Annotated in this window: 13 protein-coding genes; 5 read left to right on the forward strand and 8 right to left on the reverse strand. The window is 68.5% G+C overall.

Annotated features, from left to right (window positions below):
- Position 1: 1 nt before the first annotated feature.
- On the forward strand, positions 2-1,060 hold the full coding sequence (locus AC1RRV_RS02615; RefSeq protein ID WP_492858005.1) for a glycoside hydrolase family 88/105 protein: 1,059 nt from the start codon (positions 2-4) through the stop codon (positions 1,058-1,060).
- Positions 1,061-1,489: 429 nt separating this feature from the next.
- Positions 1,490-3,445, forward strand: coding sequence for an RNA polymerase sigma factor RpoD (rpoD, locus tag AC1RRV_RS02620; protein ID WP_492858006.1), 1,956 nt, complete (start codon positions 1,490-1,492; stop codon positions 3,443-3,445).
- A gap of 231 nt (positions 3,446-3,676) precedes the next feature.
- Here rpoD and AC1RRV_RS02625 read toward each other — a convergent pair whose 3' ends face one another.
- The 8 genes from AC1RRV_RS02625 to AC1RRV_RS02660 all read right to left on the reverse strand — a co-directional run bounded on the left by AC1RRV_RS02625 (position 3,677) and on the right by AC1RRV_RS02660 (position 13,594).
- Positions 3,677-5,239 carry a long-chain-fatty-acid--CoA ligase gene (locus AC1RRV_RS02625; RefSeq protein WP_492858007.1) on the reverse strand — a complete coding sequence of 521 codons (1,563 nt, stop codon included), beginning with the start codon at positions 5,237-5,239 and terminating at the stop codon, positions 3,677-3,679.
- Between the two features lie 68 nt (positions 5,240-5,307).
- The gene (locus AC1RRV_RS02630; RefSeq protein WP_492858008.1) at positions 5,308-6,606 is read right to left on the reverse strand and encodes a serine hydrolase domain-containing protein; all 1,299 of its coding nucleotides are present in this window, start codon (positions 6,604-6,606) and stop codon (positions 5,308-5,310) included.
- Between the two features lie 161 nt (positions 6,607-6,767).
- Positions 6,768-7,274: a VOC family protein gene (locus AC1RRV_RS02635; RefSeq protein WP_492858009.1), complete on the reverse strand. Its 507-nt coding sequence runs from the start codon at positions 7,272-7,274 to the stop codon at positions 6,768-6,770.
- 204 nt (positions 7,275-7,478) lie between these two features.
- The gene (locus tag AC1RRV_RS02640; RefSeq protein WP_492858010.1) at positions 7,479-9,527 is read right to left on the reverse strand and encodes a hybrid sensor histidine kinase/response regulator; all 2,049 of its coding nucleotides are present in this window, start codon (positions 9,525-9,527) and stop codon (positions 7,479-7,481) included.
- 111 nt (positions 9,528-9,638) lie between these two features.
- Positions 9,639-10,718, reverse strand: coding sequence for an endo-1,4-beta-xylanase (locus tag AC1RRV_RS02645; RefSeq protein ID WP_492858011.1), 1,080 nt, complete (start codon positions 10,716-10,718; stop codon positions 9,639-9,641).
- A gap of 39 nt (positions 10,719-10,757) precedes the next feature.
- Positions 10,758-11,177, reverse strand: coding sequence for a flagellar export protein FliJ (locus AC1RRV_RS02650; protein WP_492858012.1), 420 nt, complete (start codon positions 11,175-11,177; stop codon positions 10,758-10,760).
- Positions 11,177-12,511: a flagellar protein export ATPase FliI gene (gene fliI / locus AC1RRV_RS02655; protein ID WP_492858013.1), complete on the reverse strand. Its 1,335-nt coding sequence runs from the start codon at positions 12,509-12,511 to the stop codon at positions 11,177-11,179. The genes AC1RRV_RS02650 and fliI overlap by 1 nt, the downstream gene beginning before the upstream one ends.
- A gap of 57 nt (positions 12,512-12,568) precedes the next feature.
- Complete coding sequence (locus AC1RRV_RS02660) at positions 12,569-13,594, reverse strand: alpha/beta hydrolase family protein (protein ID WP_492858014.1); 1,026 nt, start codon at positions 13,592-13,594, stop codon at positions 12,569-12,571.
- Positions 13,595-13,751: 157 nt separating this feature from the next.
- On the opposite strand from AC1RRV_RS02660, the gene AC1RRV_RS02665 reads away from it, so the two are divergent.
- From AC1RRV_RS02665 to AC1RRV_RS02675, 3 genes are all read left to right on the forward strand, one after another.
- Positions 13,752-14,585, forward strand: coding sequence for a LytTR family DNA-binding domain-containing protein (locus tag AC1RRV_RS02665; RefSeq protein ID WP_492858015.1), 834 nt, complete (start codon positions 13,752-13,754; stop codon positions 14,583-14,585).
- 374 nt (positions 14,586-14,959) lie between these two features.
- Entirely contained in the window at positions 14,960-15,655 is a 696-nt protein-coding gene (gene ctrA / locus AC1RRV_RS02670) for a response regulator transcription factor CtrA (RefSeq protein ID WP_047407858.1), read from the forward strand.
- Between the two features lie 259 nt (positions 15,656-15,914).
- Positions 15,915-17,291 (forward strand): M23 family metallopeptidase, encoded by a 1,377-nt coding sequence (locus tag AC1RRV_RS02675; protein WP_492858105.1) that lies wholly within the window; start codon positions 15,915-15,917, stop codon positions 17,289-17,291.

Consider the following 17,291-nt stretch of genomic DNA (forward strand, 5'->3'; position numbering starts at 1 on the left):
GATGGACCGGCGCGCGGCGATCGGCGGCTTGGTGCTGGGGCTGACCGCTCCGCTCGCCGCTTCCGCCGCGCCGAAGGGCCTCGGCCACCGCGCCGCCGACGCCTTCCTGAACCGTCCGGACTTCATGCTGTACGAGGTCGGCGACGTGACGGCCGTCCACTATGCCGAGGTCGCCAGCGCCTATGGCGCGGCCCGGCTGGCGGCGGCGACCGGCGACAAGGTCCTGTTCGAGCGCGTGGCCCAGCGGCATGAGCGCCTGCTGGCCTCGGGCATCGGCAACAGCGCCAACCATGTCGACGCCAATGTCTACGGGGCCTGGCCGCTGGAGCTTCATCGCCGCACGAAGTCGCCGGCGGACCTGGCGCGGGGCCTGGCCTATGCCGACGGCCAGTGGCGCGATCCGCGCCCGGACGGGCTCAGCGCCCAGACCCGGTTCTGGATCGACGACATCTGGATGATCGGCACCTTGCAGCTGCAAGCCTGGCGGACGACGGGGCGAGCGGTCTATCTCGATCGCGCCGCCCATACGGCCCAGGCCTATGTCGAGCGGCTGCAACAGCCGAACGGCCTGATCCACCACGGGCCCGAGGCGCCGTTCTTCTGGGGACGCGGCAACGGCTGGGTGGCGGCGGGCCTGGCCGAGGTGCTGTCGGAGCTGCCGGCGAGCCATCCGCGCCGCGCGCCCATCGAGGCCGGCTTCCGCAAGATGATGGCCGCCCTGCTGGAGCATCAGGCCGGGGACGGCATGTGGCGCCAGCTTGTCGACCGCCCTGACGCCTGGAAGGAGACCTCGGCCACGGCCATGTTCGGCTTCGCCATGACGGTCGGTGTGCGGCGCGGGATCCTGGGCGGGGCCTATCACAAGGCGGCCGAGTGGGCCTGGGACGGGCTGGCGCCCTATGTCGGCGCGGACGGGCGGGTGTCGGAAATCTGCGTCGGCACGGGCCAGTCGAAGGACGCCGACTACTATCTGCAAAGGCCCCGCGCGGTCGGCGATCTGCACGGCCAGGCGCCCGTCATGTGGTTCGCCGCGGCCCGCGCCGGCGCCTGGGGGCGATAAAAGCGGCGCGGTCGCTGTCAATATATGTGACCGCAACCGCGTGTATCGTCTTGACACCGGCGTCACCCAAAGCCATTTGCCGACTCAAGGATTTGCCAAGCAGCTGATTGACATCGCTCGGGCCGCCGTAGCGCGCGCCCTCATCGAAACAGGATGTCACCCTCGCCGCGGCCCCAGGTCCCCAGCGGTCGCCGACCCGATCAGGGAAAGCGCCAGGCCGCGCCTACGCCATATGGTCTCCGCCGGGTCTCTCGCGGAGCACTTCTACATGGCGAGCCGGGCGCGATTTGGCGGCATCTGACGGGAACGTGATCCTTGGGAAAGCGCTGACTTAAGAAGCGCGCGTGACCGGGTAGGCAAGGCCTTTTCGAAACGGATTTTTTCGGCGCCGCTCTTGCACAGACGGCGGTGTCGATTTCGGAGAGCTTGATGAGCAACAATTCCTCGGCCGAGACGGAAGCGCCAGAAACCACCGGTGGTGACGGCCCCCTGCTCGACCTGACAGACGCCGGCGTAAAGAAGTTCATCAAGCAGGCGAAAGCCCGCGGCTACGTCACGATGGACGAGCTGAACAAGGTGCTGCCGTCAGAGGAAGTCAGCCCCGACGCCATCGAAGACACCCTGGCGATGCTCAGCGAGATGGGCGTCAACGTCGTTGAGGCCGAAGAGGACGCCGAGGGCTCGGAAGGTGGCGAAGTCGCGACCCGCGACGAGAACACCACGGTCATCACCAGCGACAAGCCGGCCGCCTATGACCGCACCGACGACCCCGTCCGCATGTACCTGCGCGAAATGGGTTCGGTCGAGCTGCTGTCGCGCGAGGGCGAAATCGCCATCGCCAAGCGCATCGAGGCCGGCCGCGACACCATGATCCGCGGCCTCTGCGAGTCCGCCCTGACCTTCGAAGCCATCATGGTGTGGCGCGAGGAACTGGGCACGGGCCGCATCCTGCTGCGCGAAGTCATCGACCTGGAAGGCACCTACGCCGCCATCAACGGCGTCGCCGCCCAGCCGGCCGCCGAGGACGCCGAACCGGCCGAGCCGGTCGACGAGGAAGCCGGCGAAGCCAAGCCCGAGGGCGCCGAGGGGGAGGACGACGACGACTTCGACGACGGCGCCGGTCCGACCGTCAGCGCCATGGAAGGCGAACTGCGCGAAGGCGTGATGGCCATCCTGGACGCCATCGCCAGCGAGTTCGAAAGCTTCCGCAAGCTGCAGGACAAGCTGGTCGGCAGCCGCCTGAAGGGCGAGGACCTGACCGACGCTGATCGTAAGGCTTACGAAGGCCTGTCGCAGACGATCATCCAGCACCTGAAGACGCTGAAGCTGAACAACAACCGCATCGAGGCTCTGGTCGAGCAGCTCTATGCGATCAACAAGCGCCTGATCGGCCTGGAAGGCCGCCTGCTGCGCCTGGCCGACAGCTACGGCATCAGCCGTGGCGAGTTCCTGAAGGCCTATTTCGGCTCCGAGCTGAACCCGACCTGGTCGGATCAGGTCAAGGCCATGGGCGTGCGCTGGACCAAGTTCGTCGAGAACGACAGCCAGTCGGTCACCGACATCCGTGGCGAGATCGCCGCCCTGGCCACCGAAACCGGCGTGCCGATCGACGACTATCGCCGCATCGTCCAGACGGTCCAGAAAGGCGAGCGCGAGGCCCGTCAGGCCAAGAAGGAAATGGTCGAGGCCAACCTTCGTCTCGTGATCTCGATCGCAAAGAAGTACACCAACCGCGGCCTGCAGTTCCTGGACCTGATCCAGGAAGGCAATATCGGCCTGATGAAGGCCGTCGATAAGTTCGAGTATCGCCGCGGCTACAAGTTCTCGACCTACGCCACCTGGTGGATCCGTCAGGCGATCACCCGCTCGATCGCCGACCAGGCGCGGACCATCCGTATCCCGGTGCACATGATCGAGACGATCAACAAGATCGTCCGCACCAGCCGCCAGATGCTGCACGAGATCGGCCGCGAGCCGACCCCGGAAGAGCTGGCCGAAAAGCTGGCCATGCCGCTGGAAAAGGTCCGCAAGGTCCTGAAGATCGCCAAGGAGCCGATCTCGCTCGAAACGCCGATCGGCGACGAGGAAGACAGCCACCTGGGCGACTTCATCGAGGACAAGAACGCGATCCTGCCGATCGACGCCGCGATCCAGAGCAACCTGCGGGAAACCACCACCCGCGTGCTGGCCTCGCTGACGCCGCGTGAAGAACGCGTGCTGCGCATGCGCTTCGGCATCGGCATGAACACCGACCACACCCTGGAAGAAGTCGGCCAGCAGTTCTCGGTCACCCGCGAACGCATCCGCCAGATCGAGGCCAAGGCCCTGAGGAAGCTGAAGCACCCGTCGCGGTCGCGGAAGCTGCGGAGCTTCCTGGACTCCTAATCGCGAGCCTCCGGTTCGAAACAAGACGCCCCGGTCGCAAGGCCGGGGCGTTTTTCGTTGCGAACTCGGCGTGGATCAGCAGTCCACTGAAAACTCTACCCCATCGTCCTCCCGGCCGCAGCGAAGCGGAGAGCCGGGACCCAGGGGCCGCCTCGTCGCCGCTTGCCCCTGGGTCCCGGATAGCCTCTGCGAGGCTTCCGGGATGACGAGGCGCATTGGTTGTTTGGCTCCCTAGTTCACCCCCCGCGCCTGGCCCTCCCAGAACGGCGCGCGGAGCTCCCGCTTCAGGATCTTGCCGGCCCCCGACAACGGCAGGGCCTCGGCCCTCAGCGTCACGCCGCGCGGGCGCTTGTAGTTGGCCAGCAACGGTTCGCAGTGGGCCAGGAGTTCGGCCTCGGTCGGCGCGTGACCGGGGCGGGGGACGACGATGGCGTGGACCTGTTCGCCCCAGCGCGGGCACGGGATGCCGATGACGGCGACCTGGGCGATGGCCGGATGGGTGGAGATCGCGCTCTCGACCTCGGCGCTGAAGACGTTCTCGCCGCCGGTGACGATCATGTCCTTCAGCCGGTCGACGATGTAGACGAAGCCGTCGGCGTCGCGATAGGCGCCGTCGCCGGTATGCACCCAGCCGTCGCGGATCGTCGCGGCGCTCTGCTCCGGCTGCTTCCAGTAGCCGTGCATCATGCCGGGTCCCCGGGTGATGATCTCGCCGACCTCGCCGACGCCCAGATCCGCTCCCGCCTCATCGACGATCCGCACCTCGCAGCCCGGCGCCGGCCGTCCGGCGGAGGCCAGCCTGGCCGAGCGCGGGCCGTCCAGAACGTGTTCGGCGGGCGAGAGGAAGGTGATCACCGGGGCCATCTCGGTCTGGCCATAGATCTGCACGAACCGGACATGGGGCAGCTTCGCCAGCGCCTCGGCCAGGACGCCGCGCGAGATCGTCGAGCCGCCATAGCCGATGGTCCGCAGCGAGCGCAGCCGCTCGGTCGCGAAGGCCGGATGTTGCAGCAGCATGCCGATCATCGTCGGCACCATGACCGTCTGGGTGACGCCCTGGCTCTCGATGGCGGCCATCACCGCCTCGGCGTCGAAGCGGGGCACATAGGCGTGGGCCGCGCCCATCATCGAGCCCGCGCCGCCCAGGCAGCTGTCGGCCATGTGGAACATCGGCGCGGCGTGCAGCACGACGTCGTCTGGCCCGACCCCCAGCAGCTGGGCGCAGACCAGGTTGTTGTACCAGAGGGCTCGGTGCGGAAGCGCGACCCCCTTGGGAAAGCCCGTGGTGCCGCCGGTGTAGTAGAGGCCGGCCAGGTCCTCAGCCCCCGCCTCGGCGTCCGGCGCCGGCGCGTGGCCGTCGATCAGGGCCTCGTAGCCGAGCATGCCGTCCGGCGCGGGGCCGTCGTCGCACCACACCAGGTGCTCCAGGTCGCGACAATCGACCCGGGCCTCGGCGGCCGCGCCGGCGAAGGCGCGGTCCACGAACAGGATCCGGGTCCCGCTGTCGCGCAGGGAGTAGGCGTTCTCGACCACCGTCCAGCGGATGTTCATCGGCACCACGACGGCCCCCGCCCACCAGACGGCCAGCAGGAACTCGGTGTAGCGGTCGCTGTTCAGGGCCAGGATGGCGACCCGGTCACCCCGGCTTATCCCGAGCGCGTGGAGGGCGCCGGCCAGCCGCGCCACCCGATCCCGCGTCTCGGCCCAGGTGCGCTCGCGTCCGTCGCACACGGTCGACCGCGCCCCGGGGCGTCCCCCGGCGGCGCTGTTCAGCATCCCGGTCAAGCCGTACATCGCCATCCCCCGTCATTTCGAAGAACGACGGTATGCGTGACTTCCGTACAGTCAAGCCGCGCCGACGCTCACCCCGCGTCCGCCGCCTCCGGCGCGCCGACCGCGGTCTCGCGCTTCAGCTCCAGCCAGTCCTGTTGCGGCAGGCCATAGGCGCGGTCGAAGAACTCGCCCTGGAAGCGGAAGGGCAGGTTGGCGTTGCTGTTCCACAGCATGACGATGCCGGTCTTGGTGGCCGGGTCGAACATCATGGTCGAGCGGTAGCCCGCGATGCCGCCGCTGTGGCCGATCAGCCGGTGGCCCTTGAAGGTGAAGCTGCGCATGCCCAGGCCGTAGCCGGCGTTGCTCAGGGCCCGACCGATCGAGGACTGGCCGTAGGGGCGGGCGGTGGCCACGCGCGGCCGCTGGATGTCGTTCAGCACCGCCGGTGGCAGGACGTCGGGGCGCAGGCCCATCTGGGCCTGCATCCAGGTCGCCAGATCCACGATCGTCGAATTGACCCCCGCGGCCGAGGGCACGCGGTAGTAGGCCTCCGACATCGGCAGGACCCGCCGGTCGCCGTGCGGCCGGGCCCAGTCCTTGGCGCCCTCGATCCCGGCCATGCCGATGGTCGCGCTGGTCATGCCCAGCGGTCCGAACAGGCGCTTCTGGACGGTATCGGCGTAGGCCTCGCCGGTGCGGGCGCGGATGACCTCGGTGATCGCGTCGTAGGCGACGTTCTGGTAGCTGTGGCAGGTCCCTGGCGGACAGGCCGGCGGCACCGCGCCCAGGGCCTGGCGGATCTCGACCGGGTCCTTGTCGTCCTCCAGTCGATCGTCATAGGCGTGCTTGGGCAGGCCCGTGCGCTGGGCCAGCAGTTGCTCGACGGTCAGGGTGTTCTGAGCCTCGCCACGCAGGCGCAGACTGGTGTGGAAGATCGCCAGCGGATCGTTCAGCGAGAAGACCCCGTCCGCGGCCAGGCGAGCGCTGAGTGTCCCCGAAACGGTCTTCGAGAGCGAGGCCCAGCGGAAGACGGTCTGGGCGTCGACCGGCCGGCCGTTCTGGGCCGAGGTCAGGCCGTAGCCGCGCACGAACGACAGCCGCCCGTCCTCGACCACGGCGACGGCCAGGCCCTCCATCGAGCGGTCGGTCATCATGGCGTGAAAGCGGGCGTCCAGCCCGCGATAGTCGATCTTGCCGCGCCAGTCGGCGGGCTCGGTCGGCAGCTTGACGGCCCGGGGCGTGGCTCCAGCCGTGGCCTTCGAGCCGTCCGGCTTGGGGTGGAAGAGTGCGACGCCGCCGATCACGAGGGCCAGGCCGACGACACCGGCGACGATCCATTTCAGGCGCGGCTTCGACGCTCCGCGAACCTGGTCTTCCACTTCCGGCACTGGCGATAGAACTCTTCGGGATGGCTGGGGCGCTGCGACGCGGCGAGCCTTGCGTCGCGGGCCTTTATTGGCCCAACCCCGCCCCGAAGCAAACGCCAAACCGAGGGGATGCCGGAGACGATCCACACGAGATCGCCCCCGAGGATCCCCCCAAGCCTAGGTCAGGCATGTTCCAGCGTCTTGGCTTGCGGCTGGTGGGAGTCCAGCGCGCTGTTCGGATCGGCCAGGGCCGAAACCGCGTTGGCGAAGCCTAGATATTCGGCGGCGAAGTTCAGCGGCAGAACCTCGACCAGCCAGGTGTTCTCGATCCACACCTCGATGACGTGGAAGTGGCCGCCGCGGTCGCACACGCGGGCTTCCCAGCCCTTGGCGGCGGCGCGGGCGATGACCTCGTCCAGGGACATGGAGACGCTGAGGGCGAAGTGGGTCGGCGAGCGGCGGTCGGCGCCCTCGGCCTGCATGACGAAGGCCGCGCCGGGCTCGCCGTTGGGAACCATGACGCTGCCGGCCGGATAGATCTCGATGGCGGTGCCCATGCCGTCGGCCTTGAAGACCATGTAGCTGCCCGGGTTGGGCGGGAAGTCGACGACGACGCCTTCCATGATGTCGGCGAAGAATTCGGCGGCGCCCTTGGGGTCAGCGGCGCTGACGGACAGGTGGTGGATCATTGTAGTCTTCCCTGTTGTTGAGGCGCAGCCGTTCCCATGGCGCGCGACGACCGCCGCGCACGGGTTCTAAGCTCACCTTTTGCTGTTCACTGATCGGCGTTACGCGCCGAGGTGGGGCGATTTACGGTCGTGGCGGGGCCGCCTCAACTTACAAGACCGTCATGACGCCGATTTAACCCTGAGTGGGGCCAGTATGACCTGGGCTTAACCTTGGGCCTGTTCTCGTGACGCGGCCTCGCCGGGCGTCAGGGCCCGGGCGACGGCGGCGATCAGGTCTTCGCGGCGGATCGGCTTGGCGACGTGGTCGCTCATGCCGGCCGCGCGGCAGCGGGCGATCTGCTCGGGCAGGGCGTCGGCGCTGAGGGCGATGATCGGGATGGCGCTGAGCGGGCCGGGCAGGGCGCGGATGGCGCGGGCGGCGGCCAGACCGTCCATGCGAGGCATGTGGACGTCCATCAGCACCAGGTCGAAGGCGTCGGCCTGGACCGCTTCCACGGCCTGGGCGCCGTCGTCGGCGGTGACCACCTCGCAGCCGGCCAGGGTCAACAGCGCCTTGCCCAGCTCGCGGTTCATCGGATGGTCGTCGACCAGCAGCACGCGGGCGGCGCGGTCGGGGATGGGCGCGGCGCTGGGGCGGCCGGCGGTGAGATCGACCTCGGGGCAGGGTTCGGCCGTCAGCGTGATCCAGAAGCGCGCGCCATGGCCCAGCTGGCTTTCGACGCCGATCTCGCCGCCCATCCGGCTGACCAGGGCCTTGCTGATCGCCAGGCCCAGGCCGGTGCCGCCGTAGCTGCGGCTGATCGAGCTGTCGCCCTGGGAGAAGCGCTGGAATAGTCGCGCCTGCACCTCGGACGCGATGCCGATGCCGGTGTCGATGACCTCGAACCGCAGTTCGCCGACGGCGGGGCCGACGGTCAGGCGGGCGGTGACCTCGCCCTCGCGGGTGAATTTCAGGGCGTTGGCCAGCAGGTTCAGCAGCACTTGGCGCAGGCGGGTCTCGTCCAGGGCCAGGGGCGTCTCGAGATCACCGTCGCCGGTGGCGTCCAGCTCGGTGCGCAGGCGCAGGCCCTTGGCGGCCGCCTCAGGGGCGATGATGGCGACGGCGTCGCGCAGCAGGGCGGCGGGCGCGGTCGGCGTCAGGGCCAGGTCCAGGCGCCCGGCCTCGACCTTGGCGAAGTCCAGGAGGTCGCCGACGATCTCGGCCAGCGAGCGGCCGGCGCTGCCGACCAGGGCCAGGCGGCGACGGTTCTCGACGGACAGGTGGGGATCGTCGGCCACTAGGCCGGCGAAGCCCAGGATGCTGTTCAGCGGGGTGCGGATCTCGTGGCTGATGGTGGCCAGGAAGTCGGACTTGGCCTGGCTGGCGGCCTGGGCGCGGGCCTGGGCGGCGCGGGCGGCGGCCTGGCGGCGGACCAGCAGGGCCTGCAGGCGCGCCTGGCGACCCAGGGCCAGGGCGGCGACCATGCTCACGGCGTACAGCACGACGTGGAAGACGAGGGCGTGGCGCAGCGGCGGCAGGGCGACCTTGATGTCGAGGCCCGTTCGCTGCAGCACGGCGGGGATGGCCATGGCCATCGAGGCCGTCACCACCACGGCCACGGCGCGCGGCCCGCCCCGGAAGGCGGCCAGCAGGGCGGGGGCGAACAGCATTACCTGGTAGTCGGCGTCGGTGACGAACACCACGGCCGAGGTCGCCAGCACCAGCAGCAGGGTCGCGCTGGCCTCCAGCGAGCGGACGTGGAAGCCCTGCAGATGGCGGCGGTCCATCAGGATCAGCACGACGGGCAGGATAATGGCCACGCCCAGCACGTTGGAGGTGGTCCACTCGCTCCAGCCTAGAAAGAACGGCCGTCCGCCGCTCAGCGCCAGGAGGCCGTTGACGCCGACCGCGCCGACCGCGGTCAAGGCCGAGGCGACGGCGATGACCATCATCAGGCCGCGCGGGTCGCGCACCCTGGCCGGCACGCGCAACCAGCCCAGCAGGGCCGCGGTGCCGACGGTCTGGATCGTGTCCAGCACCGTCACGATCAGCACGAAGCGCAGCGGCGCGCCGATCAGGGATTCCAGGGTGACGTGAAGCAGGCTGGTGGCGACCAGGAAGCCGATGGCCTCACGACGGCGCAGCACCATCATGGCGGCGATCGCGACGGCGTTGGCCGTCCAGATCGTGGGGATGTTGTGCGTGGCCCCGGCCAGGAACAGGCTGTAGGCCAGGCCCGCGAAATAGACGCAGGTCAGGACGACGGGCCTCATCCAGCCCCTCGCATCATCCCCACTCAACGCACTGGCCGTCACCCGAACCCCTCCCGACGATCGCTGAACTATGATCGGCAAAAGGTCGGCGTTTAGTTAAGGGGCGGGTGATCAGCGATGCTGAAACACCTCGGCCAAGGTCCGGCCGGTCAGCTTGGGACGGCCGGCCTCGTCGAACATCAGCGGCTCGTCCTTCGGGCGCTGGCCCGATGAGCCGCGCAGCCAGGTGTCGCTGTCGCGCAGACCCCAGACGGTGAAGGCGTGACGCTGGCGGGCCGGCAGGGCCATGAAGGCCTCGGCGACCTCGCGCACCTTGTCGGCCTGGCGCTCGTAGCGGTCGCCCGGGAAGGCGGGGTTGAAGCGGTCGCCCAGCGAGACGTCCAGTTCCGAGAGATGGATCGGCAGGCCGAAGCTGGCCAGCTCCTGGATCGCCGTGCGAACCGCGCCGGCGGGCAGGTCGTAGTCGATGTGGGTCTGGGTGCCGATGCCGGTCAGCGGCGCGCCGCGCTTCAACAGGCGCTCGACCAGCCGCATGAAGGTCGCGCGCTTCTTGGGCTTCAGCTCGAGGTGATAGTCGTTGATGAACAGCACCGCGTTCGGGTCCGCCGCGCGGGCGTGCTCCAGGGCCAGGGCGATGTGGTCGTCGACACCCAGATTGCGGGTCCACAGGCAGTCGCGCAGGCGTTCGCCGTCGTCGGCGATCGGCTCGTTAACCACGTCCCAGCCGTTGGCCACGCCGCGATAGCGGCCGACGACGGTCTCGATGTAGTTGCGATAGGCGTTGGCGAAGGCGGGCTTCTGGCCGTCTAGGCGCTTGAACGGCCCCATCTCATTGGCGAACCAGATCAGCGAGTGGCCGTGCAGGCGCATGTCGCGCGCCTTGGCGAACGAGGCGATGGAATCCGGGCGATCGAACAGGAGGTTCCCGTTATCGCGCAGGATGTACTCCATCTTCATCTCCCACTCGGCGGTGAGTTGGGAGAACTGCTCGCCCAGCAGGTCGGCGTATTCGGGCAGCCCCAGCCAGCGTTCCTGCACGCAGCAGCCGACCGGGAAGTTGACCAGGCCGCGCAGCGGGGGCGGCGGGGGACCCGCGGGTTGGGGTTGGCTCTTGGCGCCCTGACCGCAGGCGCTCAGCGCCAGGGCCGAGGTGATGGCGGCGCGGCGCGTGAGGGTGTTTCTAATTGTCATCCTGGGCGAAGACCCAGAATGACAGCCTGGAGGGGCATTTTACCGCCCGCCCATGGCGACGCGGCGGATGCTCACTTCGTCCATCTGGGCGGCTTCGTAGGCATCCAGCTTCTTGGTGGCGACGATCTTGGCCTGTTCGGCGACGTGTTCGTACTTCTTGAGGTTCTCGAAGGCCTCGGAGAGGGCGTCGCGGGCGCCGACCTCTTCCTGATGGCACTGGTCGATCTGGACCAGCATGTCGGCCTTGCGGCGCTTGTGGCCTTCCAGATAGCCGATCATGTACCAGCCGGCGTTGGCGTCACCCTCGGCGTTCTTGGTCTCGACCTCCGCTTCGGCGTCCAGCATGGCGATGCGCAGCTCGGCGGCCATGCGGCGCTCGACGATCTCGGCGAGGCGTTTTTGCAGGGTCTCGACCTCGTGGGTCGAGATGCGGATCAACGAGGCGGCCCACTTGGTCATCAGTACTCACTCTCGAGGATCTGCCCCAGGTAGGCGAAAGAGTCGTCCAGAGACGTTGCTTCTTCCTTATCTTGGCTAAGGAAAGCTTCGATCGCCGGATTTAGGCGGATGGCGCGGTCGACGACGGCGTCGGCCCCGGCGCGATAGGCGCCGATGCGGATCAGCTCTTCCATGTTGGCGTAGGCCGACATGACCTGGCGCGCGCCCTTGACGATGGCGCGCTCGTGCTCGTGCTGGCAGCCGGGCATGGTCCGGCTGATCGACTTCAAGACGTTGATGGCGGGGAAGCGGCCGCGCTCGGCGATGGCGCGCTCCATGACGATGTGGCCGTCCAGAATACCGCGCGTGGCGTCGGCGATCGGCTCGTTGTGGTCGTCGCCGTCGACGAGGACGGTGAACAGGGCGGTGATCGGCGCGGCGGTGGTGCCGTCCGGGCGGATCGGACCGGGGCCGGCGCGTTCCAGCAGCTTGGGCAGCTCGGTGAAGACGGTGGGCGTATAGCCCTTGGTGGTCGGCGGCTCGCCGGCGGCCAGGCCGATCTCGCGCTGGGCCATGGCGAAGCGGGTCACCGAGTCCATCAGGCACAGGACTTCCTGGTCCTGGTCGCGCAGATACTCGCTGATCGCCAGGGTCATGTAGGCGGCTTGGCGGCGGGTCAGGGCGGGCTCGTCCGAGGTGGCGACCACGACGACGGCGCGGCGCAGGCCTTCCTCGCCCAGGGTCTCCTCGACGAACTCGCGGACCTCGCGGCCCCGTTCGCCGATCAGGCCGACCACGACGGCGTCGCAGGTGGCTTCCTTGGCCAGCATGGACAACAGCACCGACTTGCCGACGCCCGAGCCGGCGAAGATGCCCAGGCGCTGGCCGCGGCAGGTGGTGGTGAAGACGTTCATCGAGCGCACGCCCAGGTCCAGGCGCTCGCCGACGCGACCCCGGGCATGGGCCGGCGGCGGCGGGGTCTTCAGCGGGTAGGGAACCTCGCCTTGCGGCAGCGGGCCCAGGCCGTCGATCGGCTCGCCGAAGGCGTTGATGATGCGGCCCAGCCAGGCCTTGGTCGGACGGACGGTCGCGCCTTCCGGCACGATGCGGATCTCCGCGCCGGGGGCCACGCCCTCGACGGGGCCGAAGGGCATCAGCAGGGCGCGGGTCTCGCGGAAGCCGACGACCTCGGCCGGCAGGGCCTTCTGGCCGAGGCGCTCGATCTCGACTCGAGCGCCGACGGCCAGCCGCGTCAGGCCGCCCCGGACCTCGATCAGCAGACCATTCACGGCGGCGACGCGGCCATAGACGGTCAGCGGATCGATACGTTCGACGGCGGCGATGAGGCTACGCAAAGCGGCTCCTGAAACTGAAGCGTCAGACTCCGCCATCGTGGTTAACCGGGTGTGAAGTCAGCCCTTCGGAAGCGGCTTCCCCGGTGCGACCAATTGGTCGGTGAAGAACCGGGTCACGGCGGTGTTGAAGTCGCGGTGGAAGGCCCGGCGGTCAAAGCCCGGCGCGCTGGCGCACAAGACCGCGGTCCCGCCCACCGGCGCGGCGTTGCAGGGTGTGAGGAAGTCGAAATGCCGCGCCCCTTGCACGACGCGGTAGTCGTGCGGCCGGCCGAGGTTCCTGTGCACGAACTCGGCGTAGTCGTCGCCGGGCAGGATCTCGTCGTCGCTGGCCTTCCACAGCTGGACCGGGATGGTGACGCCCTTCAGACCGCTGGCGCCGAACGAATAGCCCATGGCAGGCGCCGCCGAGACCACGGCCTTGATGCGCGGATCGTGGACCCATCTGGCGGTCAAGGCGTCGGCGGGCGGCGGATTGCTGGCGGTCAATTTGCAGTCATAGTTGGTCGGATGGACCTTGCAGTGCTCGGGCACCTTGCGGATGTCGGGCTGGCCGCCGGCGGCCGCCAGCACGGTGAAGCCGCCCGACGAAAAGCCGAAGGCGCCGACCCGGGCAGGGTCCAGCTTCGCCTTCATCGGCGAGGCGTCCAGCATCCAGCCGATCAGGGCCGACAGGGCCGCCGGGCGGTCGGCCATGGCCGTGGCGCGGCTCTGATCGCGATAGTTGTCTCCCGGATGGGTGAGGGCGGCGACCACGAAGCCGGCCTCGGCCAGGGCCTGGGCGGTGTCGGCGTGACCGCCGAAGAAGCCGCCGTTGCCGTGCGACATGACGATCAGCGGCAGGCGATCGCCGACCATCGGCGCGCCGGCCGCCACGGTGTGGCCCCACGAGCCCAGGGCCATGGGCGAGGGCGTGGCGTCGGTCGGGTACCAGATCCCGACCTCGACCGGCGGCCCCTCGGCCCGGGGCTGGCTCAGCACCATGAAGCCGGCGTTGGCGGCCCAAGCCTGTGAAGGCAGGAGCGCGGGAGAGGCGAGGGCGGCCGCGGCGAGGGCGGCGGCGGAGAGAAGAGCACGAAGCGACATGATGGTCTGGACGGTCCCTTGAGGATGACGATGCCTCGCTGTGGGGCCGGTGTTCCGCCGTCGCCAGCGCCGCTGCGCGAATGGGCGAATGGGTTCGTGGCGCGGCGAACGGGCGGAAGGCTAGCGACTCCGCATAACGGCGCTCTATAGGAAGGGCATGACCGCCAACGCTTCGAGAGCGCCGCTTCTGGGGACCGCCCGCGAATGGGCGATCGATCTGGCCGTCGGCACGGCGATCGGCGCGCTGCTGGGGGTGATGGGCCCCTATGGAAGCTTCTTCAACGACAGGCCGCCGCTGCGGATCGCCTACTGGACCGGTAGCATCGTGGTCGGGATGGTGCTGTTCGGCTTGCTTACGCGGATCTCGGTGGCCCTGGCCCAGAAGCTGCGCGCGCCGGACTGGGCGCCGATCCCGGTCGTCATCCTGGTCGGCGGGGCGATCCAGGGCGCGCTGTCCCGAGTCGTGGCGATCGCCATCTGGCCGCACCTGGAGCGCGCCGTGCCGTGGCTGGAGTGGTACGGCCAGTGCGTGGCGACCACGACCCCGATCGTCATCGTCTACTACCTATTGCGCGTGCGCGCCCGTAAGCGCTCACGTACGCACGCGCACGAGGGCCTTGTCCCGGTCGAGGCCGTCAAGCCCGCTACCGATCCCGGGGCTGTCCTCTACCTCAGGATGGAGGACCACTATGTCCGGGTCCGCACCGAGCGCGGCTCGCGGCTGGAGATGGGGCCCCTGGCGCGGGTGACGGCGGGCCTGTCCGGCGTCGAGGGGCTGCAGACCCATCGCTCGTGGTGGGTGGCGCGGCGCGCCATCGTCGGCGTCGAGCGGGACGGCCGGAACCTGCGCCTGCTGCTCACCGACGGCGAAACCGCCCCCGTCAGCCGCGCTCCGTGGCCAAGCTTCGAGCCGCCGGCTGGCTGGCCGAAGAAAACGTCGCCTAGGCCCTGCGGCGGGGCGTCGCGCCCTCTCGTTAGGTCGAGCGCCTGACACACGCGACGGGCGAACTTGGCCGCTTCAAATTCTCGCGACAGAACGCCGCAATCGCGACTCACCTATGAACGCGCCCACATCCGGCCTTAACGGCGTAACGATGTTCGCACCGCTTTCCTGGCTTGGATCTTAGGGATTTCCGGACCCGAATTAGGGACCTGGAAAGGGGGCCTGCGACGCCTGCGACCAATGTGTCCAAGGGCGGTGCGCCCGCTTGCACCCGATTCGCAAATCAGATTAACCATTCTGCCAACGGAAACATTCACCATTAACCAGTCTTAAATTAACTCTCCGGCACAGTGACCGTAGGGTTTAACCGGCGGATTTCCGCCTAAGACGTCGAATACGCCAGATTTGGCGTGGAGGGGCTCATGCGCGTACTGTTGATCGAGGATGACAGCGCGACTGCGCAGACCATCGAACTGATGCTGAAGTCTGAAGGCTTCAACGTCTATACGACGGATCTGGGCGAAGAAGGCGTCGATCTTGGCAAGATCTACGACTACGATCTGATCCTTCTCGACCTCAATCTGCCTGACATGAGCGGCATCGATGTTCTGCGCACCCTGCGGGTCGCGAAGATCAACACCCCGATCATGATCCTGTCGGGTTCGTCGGAGATCGACACGAAGGTGAAGACCTTCTCGGGCGGCGCCGACGACTACATGACCAAGCCGTTCCACAAGGACGAGATGATCGCCCGTATCCACGCGGTGGTCCGTCGTTCGAAGGGTCACGCCCAGTCGGTCATCAAGACCGGCGACATCATCGTGAACCTGGACGCCAAGACGGTCGAAGTGAACGGCAACCGCGTTCACCTGACCGGCAAGGAATACCAGATGCTGGAGCTGCTCTCCCTGCGCAAGGGCACGACCCTGACCAAGGAGATGTTCCTGAACCACCTGTACGGCGGCATGGACGAGCCGGAACTGAAGATCATCGACGTCTTCATCTGCAAGCTGCGCAAGAAGCTGGCCGCTTCGGCGCATGGCAAGCACCACATCGAGACTGTCTGGGGCCGCGGCTATGTGCTCCGGGACCCGAATGAGCAGGTCAACGCGGCCTGAGTCGACGAGTTCTAGTAAGCGTAACAGTAAGAGCGTACCCAAGACGCCCGCCTGCAAAGGTGGGCGTTTTCTCTTTTGGATCATATGGTTACGCTTCGCGACCTGGCGACCGCTAACCATGCCGTGACAAAACGACCAAAGCGCCGAATAGTCCTTGCCGCTACGGGCGGGGATGGCCATGTTCCGGCCCGACGATTGCTGGGGGGCTACCCAGCCGTGTCATTTTGACGAGCGCGGCATCGACACCGACGGGGGACCGATGCAGGAATTTGATCCGCGACGCAGCGCGACGCGCTGGGCGCCGAGGGTTTTCACCGCCGTGGCCGGGCTCGCCGCCCTGGGCCTGGGCTGGAAGCTGACGGCCGACGACGTCAAGACGCCGTCCGAGAAAGCGCCGCTGGATCCCGCCGCCCTCGTGGCCCTGCAACATGTCGCCTTCGCCAGCGCCGAGGCCCAGCCCGGTTTCCAGCGTCCCGAGAACGTCGCGGTCAAGGTCCGCCCGGGCGAGACCCTATTGGGCGCCGTACAGCGCGCCGGCGTCGCCCCGGAAGAGGCCCGCCAGGTGGTCGCCACGCTGCAGGGCGCGATCGACACCGTGAATATCAAGGCCGGCATGGCCTTCGAGGCCGCGATCGCCCAGCGCCGCAGCCAGCGTGGCCCGGCCCGCCTGATCGGCCTGTCCATGCGCACCAGCCCGTCCTCGACCCTGACCGTCTCGCGCACCTTCGACGGCGCTCTGCGCCTGCGAGAGCTGGAGGAAAAGGTCCGCGACGAGCAGAAGGTCGCGTGCGGCGAGATGAACGGCTCGTTCTACGAGAGCGTGGCCAGCGTCGGCGGCACCCCGGCGGTGATCAGCCAGGCGGCCAAGCTGTTCTCGCACAAGATCGACTTCTCGCGGGACATCCACGAGGGCGACCGCTTCTGCCTGGTCTTCGACCGCAAGGTCACCGAGAGCGGCCGGACCATCGAGGCCGGAGACCTGGAATACGCCGAGGTCAAGGGCCAGAAGTTCTACGCCTTCGACCGCAAGGACGATGAGGGAAAGTCCCAGTTCTTCGACGAAATGGGAAAGAACATCAAAGGCTTCCTGCTGCGCACCCCGGTGGACGGCGCGCGGATCACCTCGACCTTCGGCGCGCGTCGCCACCCGATCCTGGGCTACAATCGCGCGCACAAGGGCGTGGACTTCGGCGCCGGCAGCGGCACGCCGATCCTGGCCGCCGGCGACGGCGTCGTGCTGGAGGCCCGCCGCTGGGCCGGCTACGGCAACTGGCTGCGCATCCGCCATTCGGGCCAGTGGGACACCGGCTACGCCCACATCTCGCGCTATGCGCCGGGCGTCCGCGCCGGGTCGCGCGTCCGCCAGGGACAGGTGGTGGCCTATGTCGGTTCCACGGGCATGTCGACCGGCCCGCACCTGCACTACGAAGTCTGGCTGAAGGGCCAGCGCGTCAATCCGATCGGCGCCAAGGTCCCGCAGGGCACGATCCTGGGCGGATCGGAGCTGGCGGCGTTCAAGTCGCAAAAGGCCCGCATCGACCGCATGCTCGCCGACGGCGGCTCGCCGGTCAGCAACGAAGACACCCCCAAGCTGGCCGCCGCCGACCTCGAAAAGGCCGGACGCAGCCTGCGCTAG

It is taken from the genome of Caulobacter sp. GW821-FHT11E10, assembly GCF_058808375.1.